Below are 18,551 nucleotides of genomic sequence, written 5' to 3'. Positions count from 1 at the left end.
AAGAACCTGCTGAACGGTTTTTCCGCGCGCTGGCCCTTCAGCTTTTTGAGGAAACGTAAATATGATGGTTCTGTATTCCGGCACAACTTGCCCGTTCTCCCAGCGTTGCCGGCTGGTGCTGTTCGAAAAGGGCATGGACTTCGAGATCCGCGACGTCGACCTGTTTAACAAGCCGGAAGACATCGCCGTGATGAATCCGTATGGTCAGGTGCCGATTCTCGTCGAACGGGACCTGATTCTGTACGAGTCGAACATCATCAACGAGTACATCGACGAGCGCTTCCCGCACCCGCAACTGATGCCGGCCGATCCGGTTCAGCGCGCCCGCGCCCGCCTGTTCCTGCTGAACTTCGAAAAGGAACTGTTCGTTCACGTCGGCACCCTCGAAAACGAAAAGGGCAAGGCCGCCGAGAAGAACCACGAAAAGGCGCGCCTCGCGATCCGCGATCGCCTGACGCAGCTTGCGCCGATCTTCCTGAAGAACAAGTACATGCTCGGTGAAGAGTTCTCGATGCTCGACGTCGCCATCGCGCCGCTCCTGTGGCGCCTGGATCACTATGGTATCGAGCTGTCGAAGAACGCCGCACCGCTGATGAAGTACGCCGAACGCATTTTCAGCCGTCCGGCTTATATCGAAGCGCTGACGCCTTCCGAAAAGGTAATGCGTCGTTGAGTATGGCTTTGGGGCAAGGGCGCCGCACGGTCGAGAGGGTGCGGGCCCGTGCCTGGTCAGAGGACTGTTGATGCAAGAGATTTCCACCAAACCTTATCTGTTGCGCGCCCTGTACGAATGGTGCACGGATAATGGCTACACGCCGCACATCGCGGTCCGGGTCGACAATCAGACGCGCGTGCCGCGTCAGTTTGTGCGCGACAACGAAATCGTGCTGAACATCAGCTTCGAGGCGACCAGCCAGCTGCAGATGGGCAACGAGTGGGTCGAATTCAGCGCGCGCTTTTCCGGTAAGTCGCACAAGATCGAAGTGCCGATCGCCAATATTCTCGCGATCTATGCGCGCGAAAACGGGCAGGGCATGGCGTTTCCGGTCGAATCGGCGGGCGGGGAGGCGCGGGACTCCGGTGCCGACGCCGTGCCGGCGGACGAAAGCGCTATGCCGGCGGCGCCGCGTGTGGTGGAGACTTCGCCTGCGGCTGCCGATGCTGCTTCAGCCAAAACGGATAGCGCGACGGAGGGCCCCCAGCCTGACGACGACGGATCGAAAGGCGGCGGAAGGGCTCGCCTGAAGATCGTAAAGTGAAGTAGAATTACGGGCTCAAAGCCGGCTTAGCTCATCAGGTAGAGCGCTTGACTTGTAATCATGAGGTGGCGGGTTCGAGTCCTGCAGCCGGCACCAGTAGTACGAAAACGGGTTTCTGAAATGTTCAGAAACCCGTTTTTTTATTCTTGAGCGGAACGTAGTCGTCGTTAAATCGCGCCAATAAATATATCGGGTTGCGGCACGGTAAGGGGCCTGCAACCCGATATTCAAGGCGTTAATGGCGCTATTAAAATTTTAGTGCGTACCTTATTGCTCTCTCAGGTTCTATCATGATTTGTGACCGTGCGCCTTGGCGGTCGGCGATGACTATACATAGGCGATACGGGTCTGTCTATTAGCCGGGTCTGCAAGCGCAGGTTCATGCGTGCGGCATAATCGATTTTAAGCATGGTTAACCCGGTCCGTCGGGCCGCTTGTAACTCTGCGGACTTGAACATTCCATGTTACCCGGTCGCTTATTCATGCTCGCCTTGTAAAGCAAGCGTCCGTGTTTCAGAACTTGGCCGTGAAAACATCGCCGACTCTTGGCCCTTTGAGGGCCGAAGAGTACCTCGGACGCAAAGCGTTCGTGAGACCTCAAACGGCCGAAATTCACCATATCTCTTTCACCTTGTCGATCGTGGACGATTCAGTCTACATTTGCCGCGCGCAGTAGCGAAAGTGCAGTGCCACGGCCAGCCTTGGCCGCGTTCGCCGACGAATAGCCCACCGCGAACCCGAACGACAGGGGTACTATTCGGGGCGTCAGTCGGCATCGCTTATCAAGTACTCCGGCGGGCAACGCCCCCCGACGACGCGATATTTCATTGCGTCACTCCCGCAACACAGATCCCACCTCACCATGACCAGCCCAGCAACCATCACCTGGCCCGAAGCCGACGGTCCCCGCACCGCGCGTTGGCGCTCCGAAGCGGCAGTGCCGCCGCCGAAACGCGTCATCGTCGCGGATGACCGCACGACCGCCGACTCCGCCTACCGCCTTGCCTGCGAAGGCACGGCGCTGTTATGGAACGGCGATTTCCAGAACGCTCGCCAATTGCTGCAGGCGGTTACGCGTCGACTGGAACGCAAACCGCGCAAGCAGGGCGAGACGCCGCTCGACGCCTTCAACCTGCATCGCCAGGCGCAGTCGCAACGCGCCCGCACGCTCGGCATGATCCTGATTCCGCTCGACGCCGCTTACGGCATTCCGTTGCGCCGCGCGCCCGACGTGCAACAGGCTTGCATCGAAACGTATGGTCCGGCCACCGGTGAAGCATCGGTTGTATCGCTGCGCGAACTGCTTGGTCTGATCGGCGCGCATGAGTGGCGCAAGAAGGGTGTCGAGATTCCCGCGCTGGGCGAGCGCATTCATCCGCACCACGGCGTGTTTTCGCCGGTGCGGGGTGAATATGTGGATCTCGTCGCGCGAACGCCACTGCCCTCGCTGAACAAGGCGTTCGATATCGGCACCGGCACCGGCGTGTTGGCGGCGCTGCTCGCGAGGCGCGGTGTGAAGAAAATCGTTGCGACAGACCAGGACCCGCGAGCGCTCGCTTGCGCCCGAGAGAACCTCGCGCGCCTCGGCTACGACCAGCAAGTCGAAGTGGTGCAAGTGGACTTGTTTCCGGAAGGCCGTGCGCCGCTCGTCGTCTGCAATCCGCCGTGGGTGCCGGCGAGGCCTGCGTCCCCGATCGAACATGCGATCTACGATTCGGAAAGCCGCATGCTGCTGGGTTTTCTCAACGGTCTCGCGGAGCATCTATCGCCGGGCGGCGAAGGCTGGCTCATCATGTCGGATTTCGCGGAGCATCTCGGTTTGCGCACGCGCGAGTGGCTGCTTGCGGCGATCGAAAAGGCCGGGCTGACTGTGGCGGGCCGCGAGGATATTCGTCCGCGGCATCCCAAGTCGACCGACGAAACCGATGCGTTGCATGCGGCGCGCGTGGCTGAAGTGACGTCGCTGTGGCGTCTTAAGGCGCGGTAGGCGATGCGGCGGAGGGGCGCGCGCCGCGCGCCTCGAGATACGCCAACGCGCCGCGTCCCGCCGCCAAACCGCTGGCGAAGCAGGCGGTGAGAAGATAGCCGCCCGTTGGTGCTTCCCAATCGAGCATTTCGCCCGCGCAGAACATGCCGGGCAGACGCTCGATCATCAGATGCTCGTCGAGCGCCTCAAAGGGAATGCCGCCGGCGGTGCTGATCGCTTCCGCGATCGGCCGGGCCCGCGTGAGCCGCACCGGCAGCGACTTGATGGCATGCGCGAGAACGTTCGCGTCGGCGAAAGCTTCCTTCGACAGAATCTCGTGCAACAAGGCCAGTTTTACCCCGCTAATCCCGATCCGGCCATGCAGATGGCTCGACATCGAACGTGAGCCGCGCGGCCGCGTGACTTCCGCGACGACACGCTCGAGAGTCAAGCCTGGCGCCAGATCCAGACTGATTGTCACGTCGCCGTCGGCGAGAATCCGGTCCCGAATAGCCGCCGATAACGCGTAAATCAGGCTCCCTTCCAGGCCCGTTTCGGTCAGAAGTATTTCACCTTGTCGATTGTGGACTTTATTGTCTACGCCAGTGAGTGAAATGGCCACCGGCTTGACCGGCTGGCCCGCGAAACGCTCGCGCAGATAAGGGCTCCAGTCGGCGTCGAAGCCGCAGTTGGCGGGTTGCAGAGGCGTCAGCGGCACATCGCGCGCTGCCATGAGCGGCACCCAGGCGGCGTCCGATCCGAGGCGTGGCCAGCTTGCGCCGCCGAGCGCGAACACCACGGCATCGCAAGTCACGACTTGCGGGCCGCCGGGCGTGGCAAACCGCAGCGCATGCGTGGCGTCGTCGGCGTCGGCGTCGGCATCGCTCTCAACCCAGCCAATCCACTTGTGGCGCATATGAAACCGCACGCCCGCTTCTCTCAATCGATGCAGCCACGCCCGCAGCATCGGCGCCGCTTTCATATCGGTCGGGAAAACGCGGCCCGAACTGCCGACGAAGGTTTCGACGCCCAACTCGTGCAGCCAGGCGCGCAAAGCGTCGGGACCGAAGGCGTCGAGCAACGGCTCGATCCGCTCGCGGCGCGCACCGTAGCGGTCCAGAAACGGTCCGAGCGGTTCGGAATGCGTGATGTTCATGCCGCCTTTGCCCGCCATCAGGAATTTGCGGCCGACCGACGGCATCGCGTCATACACGTCGACCGGCACGCCATGTCGGGCAAGCGCCTCGGCAGCCATCAAGCCGGCGGGGCCGCCGCCGATCACGGCGACGCGGGCGGAATCGAGGGAGGATGACATGCGGTCCTGCGGATGAGCGGAAGAGGCGGTGCGTCAGCGGGATCGGACGATCGCGCGGCGCGAAGGGCGCTATTTTCACACCGTGGGCAGCGCAGGGCAAACGCGCGGCTGAGCCGGCAGGCCGAAAAAAGCTGGGTTCGGGCGTTTGCGTATCGGCCCGGTTTGCGTTTGCCGCTTCGGGACCGACCCGCGCGACCTATACTTTTCACATACCTTCCACCGGACGCAGTGTCGCGTTTTCCGCCTCGAACCAGCCCACGATTTCACGCTGCCCGCGCTGCCCTAACGGCCGCGTGACGGCGGAAGACGGAGTTCGCGCGTCTGTTCCCTGTCCGGATGTTCTGAAGGTTGATACCAGGAGACTGCCATGAGCCGCAAATATATCGACTGTCGCGAATTCCCGAGCGAGATGAACTGCACCGTTGCCATGTCCGCCGACAGCGAGGACGAATTACTCGACGCAGCCGTGCAGCACGCGGTTTCGGTTCACAAACACGAGGATTCGCCGGAACTGCGTTCGCAGCTCAAGACCCTGTTCCATGAAGGCACGCCGCCGGTCGAAGCACCGCGCGCGTGATGTGTCGCCCTTCCGCCAGAAGGGATGCCGGCTGACCGGTGCGAGCGGCCGCGTGCCGCCCGCGCGGGTCGCGGCGTGACGCCGGTTTAACTGGGGTAAGCCTCGTCCACCTTGAGCCCGGCGAGCTTGAAAATGACCCGCAGCGTTTGCGGTTTGATGTCGCGCCTCGATGCGAGCGTGGTCATCACGAAATCGAGTACTTTTGCGTATTTCAGCATCGTCAGGCAGGTTTCCATATCGACGCTGCCGTCGCGCATGATTTCCGCCAGACGCAGCATTTCCGTGGAAATGTCGCGCGCCATCTCCAGTTCGAGTTGCTGCTTCTCGGACCAGACCGGCGTGGCAGTGAGTTTCGCCAGCATTTCCTGAAACTTCTGTTCGACGTTTCCGTTGGGTATCGTATCCATTGCCGCCTCTGTTATATCCGAGCGCGTCCGCTCGGGATCGCGGCGCGCTTCTGGTTACGTAACATTAGGTCCCTGTTCCGGGACCGCCCTCCCCACCTGCAGCCGGTTCGCCGATTGAAGCACGGCGCTGGCAATCCGTTGTCATCGGCGGCACGGCTTACCTTGCCGGGGAGCCGGCCCGCAAGCTGTTTTGCGCGCTGTTCGAGCAGAAAACATTCCAGATCGTCGACCTTTTTCGCATGATTCGCCCGGCTCCTTCGGTGAGCGGGCCGCGCTTTGGGTAAACTGCCAGCAACTTTTCCCTTTTTCCGTCACCTGTCGCACGTTCGCGTTGCAATCGGCGGCGGTTTCCACGATGTCCAGCAAAACCCACGAAATCCGTCCGAACCAGTCCGTCGAGCTACTGAAAGAGCTTCACATCCTCACGCGCGACGGCAAGATGAACCAGGACAGCCGCCGCAAGCTGAAGCAGGTCTATCACCTTTTTCAGTTCATCGAGCCGCTGCTCAAGGACCTCAAGGACAAGCAGGGCGCCTTGACGCTCGTCGACCACGGCGCGGGCAAGTCATATCTAGGTTTTATCCTGTACGACCTTTTCTTCAAGGAATTTCAGGGCGCCGCTGGTGGGGCTTCGCACATTTACGGCATCGAAACGCGCGAGGAACTGGTCGCGAAGTCGGAAGAACTGGCCGCTCGGCTCGGCTTTACGGGGATGTCCTTCCTGAACCTGTCGGTGGCCGACTCGATCACGTCCGAGCGCTTGCCGGCCGAGATCGACATCGTGACGGCGCTGCATGCCTGTAATACCGCGACCGACGACGCCATCCGCTTCGCGCTGGAAAAGCACGCGAAGTACATCGTGGTCGTTCCGTGCTGCCAGGCTGAGGTGGCGGGCGTGTTACGGCAGAACAAGGGCAAATCGCTCGCGAACGCGTTGACTGAAATCTGGCGGCATCCGCTGCATACGCGGGAATTCGGCAGCCAGATCACGAATGTGCTGCGCTGCTTGCAGTTGGAAGCGCACGGCTATCAGGTGAGCGTGACCGAACTGGTCGGGTGGGAGCATTCCATGAAGAATGAACTCATCATTGCCCAATATAAGGATTTGCCAAGGCGGCGGCCGGCCGAGCGGCTTAATGAGGTGATGGAGACGCTTGGAATCGGGGAGTTGAAGGAGCGTTTTTTCGTGTCCGCCTGATTTCGCTTTTCCGCAGGTGGCCTTTAACAGTGGCTGCCCGACGCCGCTGCCGCTGCCGTTGCATGGCCGCCGCCATGAATCACCGCTTCATCAGTTCGTTCCACCCGGCGAGGCCGATCCGTCGAAGGGTTGCCTGATTTCGCTCATAAATAGCCTCAGCGTCGGGGAAAGCCTCGACAGCGCGCTCGATGCTGTCCTCGCGCAGCAAATGCAAAATCGGATAAGGCGCCCGATTGGTGTAATTCTCGATGTCGTCGGGTTCGCTGCCTTCGAACTGGTAATGAGGATGAAAGCTGGCGATCTGAATCGAGCCTTCGAGCCGAAGCTGCTTGAGCATCCGCTCGGCGAAAAACAGGCAATCGTTGTACTCGAGAAAATCGCCGAGCGCGCGCGGCAGAATCAATAGCGTGGTATCGACGGCGTCAGGGTCGGACGCAAGCAGCGTCTGTAACTCGGCTTCGAGGTCGGTCAACACCGCTTCTATATTCACGGCGTCGCTAACGGCATAGCGAATCTGCCCCTTCACGTGCACTGCTTTCGCGAAGGGACATAAATTCAGTCCGATCACGGCGTGGGTCAGCCAGTGGCGGGTGGCGGCAACGACGGCATCATGGGATTCGGCAGGCAACGACATGGCACGCAGCGAAAGGGGAAAGCGCCATTTTAACGGCGCGGACTGGCGCCGATCCGCGCCTCGCGACGGTGAGACCGCACAGCCGGCTCCAGTTCAACCCTTAGCCGCCGCCCCGCCGCATGCCGCGGCGATCAACTGCGCGGCGACTTTCGGCGCGGCGAGAATCGGTCCGCATCCGGGGCCATAGGTCTGACTGGCCGCGTACACGCCTTCGATCAGCAAGCCGAGCGCGTTGGCGAGCGCCACCGGATCGTCGGCGCCTGCGCCAGTCGCCAGTTCGGTGAGTCGCGCCAGCAACCGTTCCTTGTTGCGAAACACGAATTGCCGCGCCGGATGCGCCGCGTCGGGAAACTCCACCGACACGTTCACGAACGGACAGCCGCGGTAGCCCTCGATCGACGCGCGCACCGCCAGGTCGTCGAAATACTGCTGAAGCTGCTTTGCCGGCTCGCCCGGATGCTTCGCGAAGCTCCGTTCCACATAGCCGAAGAATTGTTCGTCCTTGCGCTCCAGATAAGCCATCACCAGTTCGTCTTTCGACGAAAACTGGCGGTACAGGCTCATCTTGTTCACGCCCGCGCGTTCCACCACCGCATCGACGCCGACCATCCGCACGCCCTCGCGGTAGAACAACTCGTCCGCCGCGCGCAGCAGATGCTGCTGCGCCTGTGGCCCGGCCGTTTGCGCGCTGCGCGCGCGCCGGGGACCGGCCGGCTTGTGGGTTTCGCTGTGGGACATGGTAAGCACCTGAAAATTAAATCGACGCCTTGACATGTTACCGACCAGTAACTAACATCGCAACACCGTTGTGACTGAGCTGTCACAAACCCTTTACCGAAGCCGTCATGGTGCGAACGGCGAATGCGAACGGCGCCATTCTTGTGAGCGGTGTCGACTGGAGAACCGATGAACTGGGCAGCGAGACTGATTGGCGGACGTTTCCACTATGGCTGGTTGACTGTCGCCGTGGTGTTCCTGGTATTGCTGGCGGCGGCGGGCACGCGCGCCACGCCGAGCGTGATGATGGTGCCGCTCGAGCATCAATTCGGCTGGAGCCGGGCGACGATCTCGCTCGCGATCTCGGTGAATATCGCGCTCTACGGGCTGATGGGGCCGTTCGCGGCGGCGGCGATGCAGCGCTTCGGCGTGCGTCCCACGTTGCTGGCCGCGCTCGGCACGATGGCCGCAGGCGTGGCGTTGTCGTCGCTGATGACGCATCCATGGCAGATGGTCCTGATCTGGGGCGTAATGGTCGGCGGCTCGACGGGCGTCGCGGCGCTGTCCTTGTCCGCGACGGTGGTGACGCGCTGGTTCACCACGCGCCGCGGCCTCGTCATGGGCATTCTCACGGCCAGTTCGGCCACCGGCCAACTGGTGTTCCTGCCGATGCTCGCGGCCATCGCCCAGCACCACGGCTGGCGCCCGGTGGTGTGGGTGGTCGCGCTGGCGGCGGCGATCGTGTTGCCGCTGGTCGCGTTCCTGTTGCCGGAGCGCCCGGCCGACATGAAGCTGCGTCCGTACGGCGAACCGCACGACGCGCCCGTCGCAGCGCCCGCTACGAAGCAGAATCCGTTGGCAATCGCTTTCGGCACGCTCGCCATGGCGAGCAAGACGCGCGACTTCTGGCTGCTGTTCTTCAGTTTCTTCATCTGCGGCGCGAGTACCAACGGTTACGTCGGCACCCACCTGATCGCGATGTGCGGCGACTACGGCATGACCGAAGTGCAGGGCGCGTCGCTGCTCGCCGCGATGGGCATCTTCGATCTGTTCGGCACGACGCTTTCCGGCTGGCTCTCCGACCGCTTCAATAGCCGCGTGCTGCTGTTCTGGTACTACGGGCTGCGCGGCTTGTCGCTGATGTATCTGCCGCACGCGTTCGGCATCGACTTCTTCGGCCTGCCGCTGTTCGCGGTGTTCTACGGCCTCGACTGGATCGCCACCGTGCCGCCCACCGTGCGTCTCGCCACCGACGTTTACGGCAAGGAAGCGGCGCCGGTGGTGTTCGGCTGGGTGGTCGCCGGTCACCAGTTGGGCGCGGCGTTCGCGGCGCTCGGCGCCGGCATGCTGCGCGCGAGCCTCGGTACGTACACGGTGGCGTCGATGATTTCGGGCGGCCTGTGTCTCGTCGCCGCCGTGATCGTGTTGCGCATCAACCGGCCCGCCAAGGTGCCGGAACCGCAGGCGATCTAAGGTCGCGCCCCGCGCGCGGGGTACGGCGAAGCGAAGCCGGACCAACGGCCCCACTGGGGCCGTTCGCATTCCAGCCGACGCAAAAACCAACCCGCATAGGATGAAGCGCGCGCGGCGAAGCCCGGTTATGCTATGTGACCCCGGGCAGCCGCCCGTCGACCATGAATTTCGACCGAGAGAAGCGCATGACCAACAAACCCGCCCCTACCGAAGTCGCCATCCACGAGTTGATTGCAGGCCGCTGGAGCCCGCGCGCTTATTCGAGCGAGCCGGTGAGCCGCGACAACCTGCGTTCCGTGCTCGAGGCGGCTCGCTGGGCGCCGTCTTCGTATAACGCGCAGCCGTGGCGTTTCGTCGTATTCGACCGCAGCGTCGACGAAGTCTCGTTCAAGCAGGCCTTCGCCACGCTGGTGCCGTTCAATCAGGGCTGGAATGCGCAGGTGCCGGTGCTGATCGCGGTGACCACGCACACGCTCACGAGCAAGGGCGAAGTGAATCGCTGCGCACCCTACGATGCGGGCGCGGCGGCGATGGCGCTGGTGTTGCAGGCGCACGCGCTCGGCCTCGCCGCGCATCAGATGAGCGGCTTCGATCCGAACGCGTTCCGCGCGGCATTCCAGCTCCCGAAGGACGTTGAAGTGATCGCGATGATCGCGCTTGGCCATTACGGCGAGGTCGACAAGCTGGACCCGGTGCTGCGTGAGCGGGAGAAATCGGCGCGTCAGCGTCTGCCGCTGGCGGACATCGCTTACGGCGGCGGCTGGAAGAAGGCCTTCTGAGCGGTTCGCCGCCCAGGCGGTGATGGAAAAACGCGCGGCGCCGACCGCGCGTTTTTTATTCCTCGTCGTCCAGCACGCTCGACAGCGGCCTCGCGACGTGCTCGAGCGACCTGCGCTCGGCATCCACGCCCCAGATCGCCGCGATCACCGCGGCCGCGAGCATCAGCGCCGAGCCGACCAGATAGCCCGAAAACACCTCGCTGCGCTGATGCGTGTCGATCAGCCTGCCGAAGAACGCCGGGCCCGCGATGCCGCCCAGCGCCGTGCCGAATGCGTAAAACACCGCGATCGCCAGCGCGCGGATCTCCAGTGGAAACGATTCGCTGACCGTCAGATACGCCGAACTCGCGGCCGCCGATGCGAAGAAGAAAATCACCATCCATGCGATCGTCTGCGTGACGACGGTGAGCATGTGCTGCTCGAACAGGTAGCCGCTCAGCGTCAGCAGAACCGCGGATATGCCGTAGGTCGCCGCGATCATCTTGCGCCTTCCAATGACGTCGAAAAGCCGGCCGAGCACCAGCGGTCCGAGGAAATTACCGAGCGCGAAGGGCAGCAGATACCAGCCGATATGCGCGGGCGGCACCTGGTAAAAATCGGTGAGCACGAGCGCGTAGGTGAAGAAGATCGCGTTGTAGAAGAACGCCTGCGCGGTCATCAGCGACAGCCCGACCAGTGCGCGACGCCGATGCACGTTGAAAAGCGTGTGGAACACCTCGCGCAGCGGCGTATGTCCGCGTGCGCGCAGCCGCAGCGCAATGAGTTCGTGGTCCACGAGCGTGTGACCCTCGCGACGAAAGCGCGTTTCGAGCGCTTCGACGATCGAGCGCGCGTCGGGCTCGCCGCCGCGGGTCAGGAGCCAGCGCGGGCTTTCCGGCACCCAGACACGCATCGGCAGAATCACCAGCGCCAGCACCGCGCCGATGAAAAAGCACGCGCGCCAGCCCCAATCAGGCGGCAGCAGATTCGGATCGAGCAGCACCAGCGAGCCCGCCGCACCCAGCCCCGCGCCGACCCAGAAGGTGCCGTTGATGCCGAGATCGGTCCAGCCGCGCACGCGGGCTGGCGTGAATTCCTGGATTGTCGAATTGATCGCCGTATATTCCCCGCCGATACCCGCGCCGGTCAGAAAGCGAAACAGCAGGAAACTGGCCAGATTCCACGAAAACGCGGTTGCCGCGGTGGCGGCCAGATAGAGCGCGAGCGTGATGAAGAACAGCTTGCGACGGCCGAGCCGGTCGGTCATCCAGCCGAAGCCGAGTGCTCCGAGCACGGCGCCGGCGATGTAAGCACTACCGGCGAGGCCCACGTCCGCGTTCGTGAATTGCAACGTGGGGCTCGCCTTCAACGCGCTCGCCACCGCGCCCGCCAGCGTCACTTCGAGACCGTCGAGCAGCCACGTCACGCCCAACGCCACGACGATCAGCGAGTGAAAGCGGCCCCACGGCAAGCGGTCCAGCCGCGAAGGCAGATCCGTTTCGACGACGGCGGTGTTTTTTTCGCGGACGGCGGCGGTTGGCGGCGCGCTCATTGCTCAAAGTCTCCTCAATGTCATAAATTGGCGGCGTAACCTGTTGGCGTGAGCAATTTGCGTTCCGCCCGACAGGCCTGTGGGTTTTGTTGCGGATGCGCCGGAAGCGTCAGTTGATGCCCGTTGGGATTTCGTGATACAAAGCCGCTCCCCCCTTCTGTCCGCGCCAGCCGTGAGCGGCGATTCCTGCCATGAACTATTGCGCGATCGACTTCGGTACTTCCAACTCGGCCGTGGCTGTCCCCGACGGGGCGGCGCTGAAGCTCGCGCCGGTCGAGGGCGCCTATTCGACGCTGCCCACCTCGGTGTTTTTCAACACCGACGAAGACACCCGCGAATTCGGGCGGGCCGCGCTGGCAGCGTATATCGACGGTTTCGACGGCCGCCTGATGCGCTCCATGAAGAGCATTCTGGGCTCGCCGCTCGCCGAGAATTCGACCGAGTTGGGCGACGGTTCGGCGATCAAGTACACCGAGGTTATCGCGATTTTTCTCGATCACCTCAAGCGGTCGGCGGAAAAAAGCGCCGGCGGGCCGATCAATCGCGCGGTGCTGGGCCGCCCGGTGTTTTTCGTCGACGACGATCCGCGCGCCGATCAGATGGCGCAGCAGCAACTCGAAGCGGCGGCGCGCTCGGTCGGTCTGCGGGAAATTCACTTTCAGTATGAGCCGATCGCCGCCGCGTTCGACTACGAATCGCATCTGACGGCGGAAGGACTCGTGCTGGTGGCGGACATCGGCGGCGGCACCTCGGACTTTTCGTTGGTGCGCGTCGGGCCGGAGCGGATGAAGCGCGTCGAGCGCAAGGACGATGTGCTGGCCCATCATGGCGTGCACGTCGCGGGCACCGATTTCGACCGCCGCGTCGAATTGGCGACGATCCTGCGCGAACTCGGCTATCAGGCGCTCGACCCGGAAGGCCGCGAAATTCCGAACCGGGTTTATTTCGATCTGGCGACCTGGCATCTGATCAACACCGTCTACGCGCCGAAGCGCGTCGGCGAACTCGCGCTGATGCGGCATCTGTTCACCGAGGTCAAGCATCACGACCGCCTGATGCGTGTCGTGGAGCGCCGCCTGGGGCATGCGCTCGCGGCGCACGCCGAAGAGGCGAAGATCGGCGTGGCGGCGGGCGGCGAAACCGTGATCGATCTCGACGAAGTGGAAGACGACCTGCGCCTCGCCTTCGACGAAGCGCAGTTGATCAAGGCCGGCCAGGACGAGACGCGCCGCATCGTGCAGGCCGCACGCGACACGGTGCAGGCGGCCGGCATCGCCACGCGCGACGTCAGCGCGATTTACTTCACGGGCGGCTCGACCGGTTTGGCGTTTCTATCGGGTGCATTGGCGGCTGCATTTCCAGACGCCAAAGCGGTATTCGGCGACCGTCTCGCCAGTGTCGCGACAGGCCTCGGTATTCACGCGCGGCGTCTGTTCGGATAAACCCGAATCACCAATCACATACTGCGAAGATAATCAGCGCATAGCATTGCGACGAATATAAAAAAAAACCCCGCCGAGGCGGGGTTTTTTGCGTCCTGAAGGGAGCGCTCTGCTTACACCGGCTTGATGTTGGCAGCTTGCTTGCCCTTCGGGCCCGTCTTCACTTCAAACGTGACCTTTTGGTTTTCTTGCAGCGTCTTGAAGCCTTCCGTGCGGATTTCCGAGAAATGCGCGAACAGATCTTCGCCGCCGCCGTCCGGCGTGATGAAGCCAAAGCCCTTTGCGTCATTGAACCACTTGACGGTACCGGTTTCCATATTACTTGTTCCTAAAGATGGTAAATAAGGCCGAAGCCCAATGGGTGCATGAAAATCAAGGAAGGGGGTAATGGGACCAACCGGAGTACCGTTGATGGGCGAACTACGAAAGACCAATTCACTCGCCGCTTGAAATCCTGCCCGGACGTTATACGGCGATTTTGAGAGAAGGTCAACACTCTCGCCGCATCTTTACAAAATTTCGGTATGGCAAGGTGGGACGTCCTTACAAAGCTTTCCGTTTGTCTGATCTTTTTTGTCAGGGACAACCCTTGGTTTGGCTGCAGGCGGCGGGGGCAACCGTTAAACTACGCGCCCCGCACCGGGTTGCGCCGGTTGCGCATGCATGCACGTCACCGTCCGCAGCGTCACAAGCGATGTCTCGCGGTGCCGACACATGGTTCTGATACAGGAGAGGATGTGAAAAGTTCTATACAACGGAACATCGGGCCGTTTGCGTTGCTGCTGACCGGCCTGGGTTCGATCATCGGCTCGGGCTGGCTATTCGGCGCGTGGAAAGCCGCCAAGATCGCCGGTCCTGCCGCCATTTGCGCATGGGTCATCGGCGCGGTCGTGATTCTCGCAATCGCGTTGACCTACGCCGAACTCGGCGCGATGTTTCCGGAATCGGGCGGCATGGTGCGCTACGCGCGCTATTCGCATGGCGCGCTCGTGGGTTTCATTAGCGCGTGGGCAAACTGGATCGCCATCGTCTCGGTGATTCCGATCGAGGCCGAGGCGTCCATTCAGTACATGAGCACCTGGCCCTATGCATGGGCGCAGGCGCTGTTCGTGAACGGGGAATTAACCACCGATGGGCTCCTGCTGTCCGCCGCGTTGGTGGTGATTTACTTCTTGCTGAATTACTGGGGCGTGAAGCTCTTCGCTCGCGCCAATTCGGCCATCACGATCTTCAAGTTCCTGATTCCGGGCGCGACGATTGTCGGCTTGATGATGGCGGGCTTTCACAAGGAAAACTTCGGCGAAGCGAGCACGTTCGCGCCGTACGGCTGGTCGGCGGTGTTGACCGCGGTGGCGACGAGCGGCATCGTGTTCGCGTTCAACGGTTTCCAGAGCCCGATCAATCTGGCCGGCGAGGCGCGCAATCCGAGCAAGAGCGTGCCGTTCGCGGTGATCGGCTCGATCCTGCTCGCGCTGGTGATCTACGTGCTGCTGCAGGTTGCGTATATCGGCGCGGTGAGCCCAAGCGACGTGATGAAGGGTTGGGGCCATTTCAACTTTGCTTCGCCGTTCGCCGAACTGGCGATCGCGCTGAACCTGAACTGGCTCGCCATCCTGCTCTACGTCGACGCGTTCGTCAGCCCGAGCGGCACCGGCACGACCTACATGGCGACCACGACCCGCATGATCTATGCGATGGAGCGCAACAACACCATGCCGAAGATGTTCGGCAATGTGCACCCGTTCTACGGCGTGCCGCGTCAGGCGATGTGGTTCAACCTGCTGGTGTCGTTCATTTTCCTGTTCTTCTTCCGCGGCTGGAGTTCGCTTGCGGCGGTGATTTCGGTCGCGACCGTGATTTCGTACCTGACCGGCCCGATCAGCCTGATGGCGCTGCGCCGCGCGGCGACCGACCTGGAGCGTCCGCTGCACATTGCGGGCATGCAGATCATTGCGCCGTTCGCCTTCGTGTGCGCGTCGTTGATCCTGTACTGGGCCCGGTGGCCGCTGACGGGCGAGATCATTCTGCTGATGGTCGTGGCGCTGCCGGTGTACTTCTACTTCCAGGCGAAGTCCGGTTTCGGCGGTTGGGGACGTGATCTGAAGGCGGCGTGGTGGCTCGTGGCCTACCTGCCGATCATGGCCGTGCTGTCGCTGATCGGCAGTAAGGAGTTCGGCGGTCTGGGCGTCTTGCCGTACGGCTGGGACATGCTCGTGGTGATCGCGTTCTCACTGGTGTTTTATTACTGGGGCGTGCGCAGCGGGTATCGCTCGGAGTACCTGGACGAGCGTGACATTCACGACGAGGTGCTCGAAGAGATGGCGGTGCATTAACGGGCCGCGATTCGATTGGTGTTGGCATTCGTATGAAAAAGCCCGCCTTGAGCTTGACTCAAGGCGGGTTTTTTTACGGGCGTCACTTTTGACGTCACGCGCTGCCAAACACGTAATTCGTCATGGCGAGCGCACGCTGATAGGTGCCGAGCGATTGAATCGCCAGCGAATAATCGTCGTCGGCGGCGCCCAATGCGGCGAATACGGGCAGCAGATGCTCGTCGGTCGGATGCATCAGCGCCGCGTGCGGCGCCTGGCGACGGTAGTCGAGCAGCGCGTCGAGGTCGTGTGCCGCAAGCTTGTCCTCGAACCAGCCGGTGAATTCGGCGACGCGCGGGTCGGCGTCTTCGGGGCGCGCCGAAAAGTCGGCGGCGCGCAGGTTGTGCGTGATCTGACCGGAGCCGATCACCATCACGCCTTCGTCTGTCAGCGCGCGCAGCGCACGGCCGATGCGGAAGTGATGCGCCGCGTTCATGTGCGGCTGGATCGACAATTGCGCGACCGGCACGTCGGCGTCCGGGAACATCAGCAGCATCGGCACCCATGCGCCGTGATCGAGGCCGTGCGGTTCGGTATCGGCGGCGATGTCGTTTTGACCGAGCAGCAGGGCGGCACGGCGCGCCACATCGGGCGCGCCCGGCGCCGGATACCGGATCTCATATAGCTGACGCGGAAAACCGTAGAAGTCGTGGATGGTGTCCGGCGCCGTGGACGTGCTTGCCACCGGTCGCGCCGTGCCCCAGTGGGCCGACAGCATCAGCACGGCTTCGGGACGCGGCAGTTGCGCGCCGAGCACGCCGAATTCGGCGGACGGCAGCGAGGGGTCGATCGGCAGCGTGGGCGCGCCGTGGGAAAGAAAAAGCGAAGGCAGGCGGTTCATGGTAGCAACGCAGCCGGGTGCGGCGGCGCGGAGATTGGATTGCTACCAATATAAGTCCGCACTGATCTTTGATAAACGGCGGAAAGCGGAATTGATTGCGTCGCAATCGTTACTAATCCGCGCCGTGCAATCCTTGCCACGCCGGCGACAAGGCCGGTCCGAGCGCGAACAGATCCAGCACGCGCGACACGGTGTGATCGACCATCTCGTCGATCGACTTGGGTTGGTTGTAAAAGGCGGGCAAGGGTGGAAAGATGACGCCGCCCATTTCGGTGACGGCCGTCATATTGCGCAGATGCGCGAGATTGAACGGCGTTTCCCGCACGAGGAGAACGAGCCGGCGGCGCTCCTTCAGCGTGACATCGGCGGCGCGCGTGATCAGATTGTCGGAAAAACCGTGCGCGATGCTCGCGAGCGTTTTCATCGAGCAGGGGGCGACCACCATGCCTTCTGTCGCGAACGAGCCGGATGCGATGCTCGCGCCCACGTCGCGCACCGAATGGACGACATCCGCGAGCGGATGCACGTCATCTTTGGACAACTGGAGTTCGTGCCGGATATTGAGCCAGCCAGCGCTGGAAATCAGCAGGTGGCTCTCGACGCCGCCCAGCTTGCGCAACGTCTCGAGCAAGCGGATGCCGTAGATGGCGCCGGTCGCACCGGTGATCGCGACGATCAGCCGGCGTGGCGCCGCAGTGGGTGTTTCCATGGCTCGCGGCGCCTTGTGGGGCAAAGGCTCAGGCCGCGGCAAACAATTGCTGCAGTTCGCCCGATTCGTACATTTCCATCATGATGTCCGAGCCGCCGATGAATTCGCCCTTCACGTAGAGCTGCGGAATGGTCGGCCAGTTCGAGAACTGCTTGATGCCCTGGCGGACTTCGTCGTCTTCGAGCACGTTGACGGTCTTGAACTCGCCGACGCCGCACGCCTTCAGGATCTGGACGGCGCGGCCCGAAAAGCCGCACATCGGGAACTGAGCGTTGCCCTTCATGAAGAGCACGACGTTGTTCTCGTCGACGATTTGCTTGATGCGTTGTTGCGTATCCATGACTGACCTTGCGGTTCCGTGATGTGTGGGGAATAGGCTGAAATGATAGCGGATTTCGGTAAGACCAGCGCCGGGCCGCTTTATCCATGCGCCGGATAAGGCTATCCGCGAAGCGTCAGCCGAGCCACCGTCCGCCGCTGATTCGCTCGATACCGGCAAGATCCCGCTCCGAGCGCACTTCCTCGAAATCGCGCGCTGACAGGAGCGCGCGAACGGCTTCGGCCTGATCGTAGCCGTGTTCGATCCACAATACGCCGTTGGCGCTCAAACGTGTGGGGGCGCCACCGATAATCGCGCGGATTGCGCTGAGGCCGTCGGCTTCGTCGGTGAGCGCGCCGCGCGGCTCGAAGCGCAAATCACCTTCCGACAGATGCGGATCGCCGCTCGCGATATACGGCGGATTGCTCACGATCACCTCGAAGCGCAGTGCGGCGTCGAGCGAGTCGTACCAGTCGCTATGCTGGAATACCACGGCGCCGCCGGGACGGTTGGCATCCAGCAGGCGGGCGGCATTGCGGGTTGCCACCGCGAGCGCTTCCGAAGAACGGTCGAGCGCCCAAACGCGCGCGTCCGGCCGCATCGACGCAATCGCCACCGCGATAGCGCCCGTGCCGGTGCCGAGGTCGAGCACGCGCGGCCGCGGGAGCTTGTCCATCGCGCTCAGCGCGGTTTCTACAAGCAGTTCGGTTTCAGGACGCGGAATCAGCACGTCGGGCGTCACTTCGAACTCGAGCCCGAAGAATTCGCGTGCGCCGATCAGTTGCGCGACCGGCTCACCGGCTACGCGTCGCGCTTCCAGCGCCCGGTAACGCTCGACCAACGCGCCGGCGAGCGGTTCATCGCCGCGCGTAATCAATTGCGTATGCCGCCAGCCGAGCACGTGCGTGAGCAGAACCCGCGCTTCGAGCGGCGGCAGCGGCGAGGCGCGCAACAGCGCGGCGGGTGTAGCCGGGCTCATCCGCGGCCCGTCTGCTTTCGTCTGCCGACTCAT

At 62.8% G+C, this 18,551-nt stretch carries 19 protein-coding genes and 1 tRNA gene; 10 read left to right on the top strand and 10 right to left on the bottom strand.

The window, feature by feature from the left end; genetic code table 11:
* Positions 1 to 61 precede the first annotated feature (61 nt).
* From CUJ90_RS16255 to CUJ90_RS16240, 4 genes are all read left to right on the top strand, one after another.
* Positions 62 to 673 carry a glutathione S-transferase N-terminal domain-containing protein gene (locus CUJ90_RS16255; protein ID WP_006052302.1) on the top strand — a complete coding sequence of 204 codons (612 nt, stop codon included), beginning with the start codon at positions 62 to 64 and terminating at the stop codon, positions 671 to 673.
* A gap of 70 nt (positions 674 to 743) precedes the next feature.
* On the top strand, positions 744 to 1,259 hold the full coding sequence (locus CUJ90_RS16250; protein ID WP_114163204.1) for a ClpXP protease specificity-enhancing factor: 516 nt from the start codon (positions 744 to 746) through the stop codon (positions 1,257 to 1,259).
* A gap of 20 nt (positions 1,260 to 1,279) precedes the next feature.
* Positions 1,280 to 1,355: transfer RNA gene (locus tag CUJ90_RS16245), tRNA-Thr, on the top strand.
* Positions 1,356 to 2,121: 766 nt separating this feature from the next.
* Positions 2,122 to 3,246: a methyltransferase gene (locus tag CUJ90_RS16240; protein ID WP_114163203.1), complete on the top strand. Its 1,125-nt coding sequence runs from the start codon at positions 2,122 to 2,124 to the stop codon at positions 3,244 to 3,246.
* On the opposite strand, the gene CUJ90_RS16235 is transcribed toward CUJ90_RS16240, so the two are convergent.
* Entirely contained in the window at positions 3,233 to 4,540 is a 1,308-nt protein-coding gene (locus tag CUJ90_RS16235; protein WP_114163202.1) for a TIGR03862 family flavoprotein, read from the bottom strand. The two genes, CUJ90_RS16240 and CUJ90_RS16235, sit on opposite strands and share 14 nt — an antisense overlap.
* A 367-nt stretch (positions 4,541 to 4,907) precedes the next feature.
* Here CUJ90_RS16235 and CUJ90_RS16230 point away from each other — a divergent pair, with 367 nt between their 5' ends.
* Positions 4,908 to 5,117: a DUF1059 domain-containing protein gene (locus CUJ90_RS16230; RefSeq protein WP_073430978.1), complete on the top strand. Its 210-nt coding sequence runs from the start codon at positions 4,908 to 4,910 to the stop codon at positions 5,115 to 5,117.
* A gap of 86 nt (positions 5,118 to 5,203) precedes the next feature.
* On the opposite strand, the gene CUJ90_RS16225 is transcribed toward CUJ90_RS16230, so the two are convergent.
* Positions 5,204 to 5,524, bottom strand: coding sequence for a type II toxin-antitoxin system HicA family toxin (locus CUJ90_RS16225; RefSeq protein ID WP_073430979.1), 321 nt, complete (start codon positions 5,522 to 5,524; stop codon positions 5,204 to 5,206).
* A gap of 355 nt (positions 5,525 to 5,879) precedes the next feature.
* On the opposite strand from CUJ90_RS16225, the gene CUJ90_RS16220 reads away from it, so the two are divergent.
* Positions 5,880 to 6,722 (top strand): class I SAM-dependent methyltransferase, encoded by an 843-nt coding sequence (locus tag CUJ90_RS16220; protein ID WP_073431028.1) that lies wholly within the window; start codon positions 5,880 to 5,882, stop codon positions 6,720 to 6,722.
* A gap of 79 nt (positions 6,723 to 6,801) precedes the next feature.
* Here CUJ90_RS16220 and CUJ90_RS16215 read toward each other — a convergent pair whose 3' ends face one another.
* On the bottom strand, positions 6,802 to 7,356 hold the full coding sequence (locus CUJ90_RS16215) for a DUF1415 domain-containing protein (protein ID WP_114163201.1): 555 nt from the start codon (positions 7,354 to 7,356) through the stop codon (positions 6,802 to 6,804).
* Between the two features lie 93 nt (positions 7,357 to 7,449).
* The gene (locus tag CUJ90_RS16210) at positions 7,450 to 8,094 is read right to left on the bottom strand and encodes a TetR/AcrR family transcriptional regulator (protein ID WP_114163200.1); all 645 of its coding nucleotides are present in this window, start codon (positions 8,092 to 8,094) and stop codon (positions 7,450 to 7,452) included.
* A 168-nt stretch (positions 8,095 to 8,262) separates the two neighbouring features.
* Here CUJ90_RS16210 and CUJ90_RS16205 point away from each other — a divergent pair, with 168 nt between their 5' ends.
* Together CUJ90_RS16205 and CUJ90_RS16200 are read left to right on the top strand one after the other, a co-directional pair.
* Positions 8,263 to 9,546 (top strand): MFS transporter, encoded by a 1,284-nt coding sequence (locus CUJ90_RS16205; protein ID WP_114163199.1) that lies wholly within the window; start codon positions 8,263 to 8,265, stop codon positions 9,544 to 9,546.
* Between the two features lie 185 nt (positions 9,547 to 9,731).
* Positions 9,732 to 10,325, top strand: coding sequence for a nitroreductase family protein (locus CUJ90_RS16200; RefSeq protein ID WP_176035825.1), 594 nt, complete (start codon positions 9,732 to 9,734; stop codon positions 10,323 to 10,325).
* A gap of 55 nt (positions 10,326 to 10,380) precedes the next feature.
* On the opposite strand, the gene CUJ90_RS16195 is transcribed toward CUJ90_RS16200, so the two are convergent.
* Positions 10,381 to 11,856: an MFS transporter gene (locus CUJ90_RS16195; RefSeq protein WP_073430984.1), complete on the bottom strand. Its 1,476-nt coding sequence runs from the start codon at positions 11,854 to 11,856 to the stop codon at positions 10,381 to 10,383.
* A gap of 191 nt (positions 11,857 to 12,047) precedes the next feature.
* On the opposite strand from CUJ90_RS16195, the gene CUJ90_RS16190 reads away from it, so the two are divergent.
* Positions 12,048 to 13,298: an Hsp70 family protein gene (locus CUJ90_RS16190; RefSeq protein ID WP_114163198.1), complete on the top strand. Its 1,251-nt coding sequence runs from the start codon at positions 12,048 to 12,050 to the stop codon at positions 13,296 to 13,298.
* A gap of 113 nt (positions 13,299 to 13,411) precedes the next feature.
* Here CUJ90_RS16190 and CUJ90_RS16185 read toward each other — a convergent pair whose 3' ends face one another.
* Positions 13,412 to 13,615 (bottom strand): cold-shock protein, encoded by a 204-nt coding sequence (locus CUJ90_RS16185; RefSeq protein WP_007180251.1) that lies wholly within the window; start codon positions 13,613 to 13,615, stop codon positions 13,412 to 13,414.
* A 420-nt stretch (positions 13,616 to 14,035) separates the two neighbouring features.
* Here CUJ90_RS16185 and CUJ90_RS16180 point away from each other — a divergent pair, with 420 nt between their 5' ends.
* A complete protein-coding gene (locus tag CUJ90_RS16180; RefSeq protein ID WP_114163197.1) occupies positions 14,036 to 15,631 on the top strand; it encodes an APC family permease in 1,596 nt (531 codons plus the stop codon).
* Between the two features lie 94 nt (positions 15,632 to 15,725).
* On the opposite strand, the gene CUJ90_RS16175 is transcribed toward CUJ90_RS16180, so the two are convergent.
* From CUJ90_RS16175 to prmC, 4 genes are all read right to left on the bottom strand, one after another.
* Positions 15,726 to 16,511: a DODA-type extradiol aromatic ring-opening family dioxygenase gene (locus CUJ90_RS16175; RefSeq protein ID WP_114163196.1), complete on the bottom strand. Its 786-nt coding sequence runs from the start codon at positions 16,509 to 16,511 to the stop codon at positions 15,726 to 15,728.
* Between the two features lie 112 nt (positions 16,512 to 16,623).
* The gene (locus CUJ90_RS16170) at positions 16,624 to 17,220 is read right to left on the bottom strand and encodes a UbiX family flavin prenyltransferase (RefSeq protein ID WP_114163195.1); all 597 of its coding nucleotides are present in this window, start codon (positions 17,218 to 17,220) and stop codon (positions 16,624 to 16,626) included.
* A 28-nt stretch (positions 17,221 to 17,248) separates the two neighbouring features.
* Complete coding sequence (grxD, locus tag CUJ90_RS16165) at positions 17,249 to 17,560, bottom strand: Grx4 family monothiol glutaredoxin (RefSeq protein ID WP_073430989.1); 312 nt, start codon at positions 17,558 to 17,560, stop codon at positions 17,249 to 17,251.
* Positions 17,561 to 17,675: 115 nt separating this feature from the next.
* Complete coding sequence (gene prmC, locus CUJ90_RS16160; protein WP_114163194.1) at positions 17,676 to 18,551, bottom strand: peptide chain release factor N(5)-glutamine methyltransferase; 876 nt, start codon at positions 18,549 to 18,551, stop codon at positions 17,676 to 17,678.

Source organism: Paraburkholderia terricola (assembly GCF_003330825.1).
GTDB lineage: Bacteria > Pseudomonadota > Gammaproteobacteria > Burkholderiales > Burkholderiaceae > Paraburkholderia > Paraburkholderia terricola.
The sequence above is the reverse complement of the archived record's forward strand: the minus strand, read 5'-3'. Positions and strand labels throughout refer to the sequence as shown.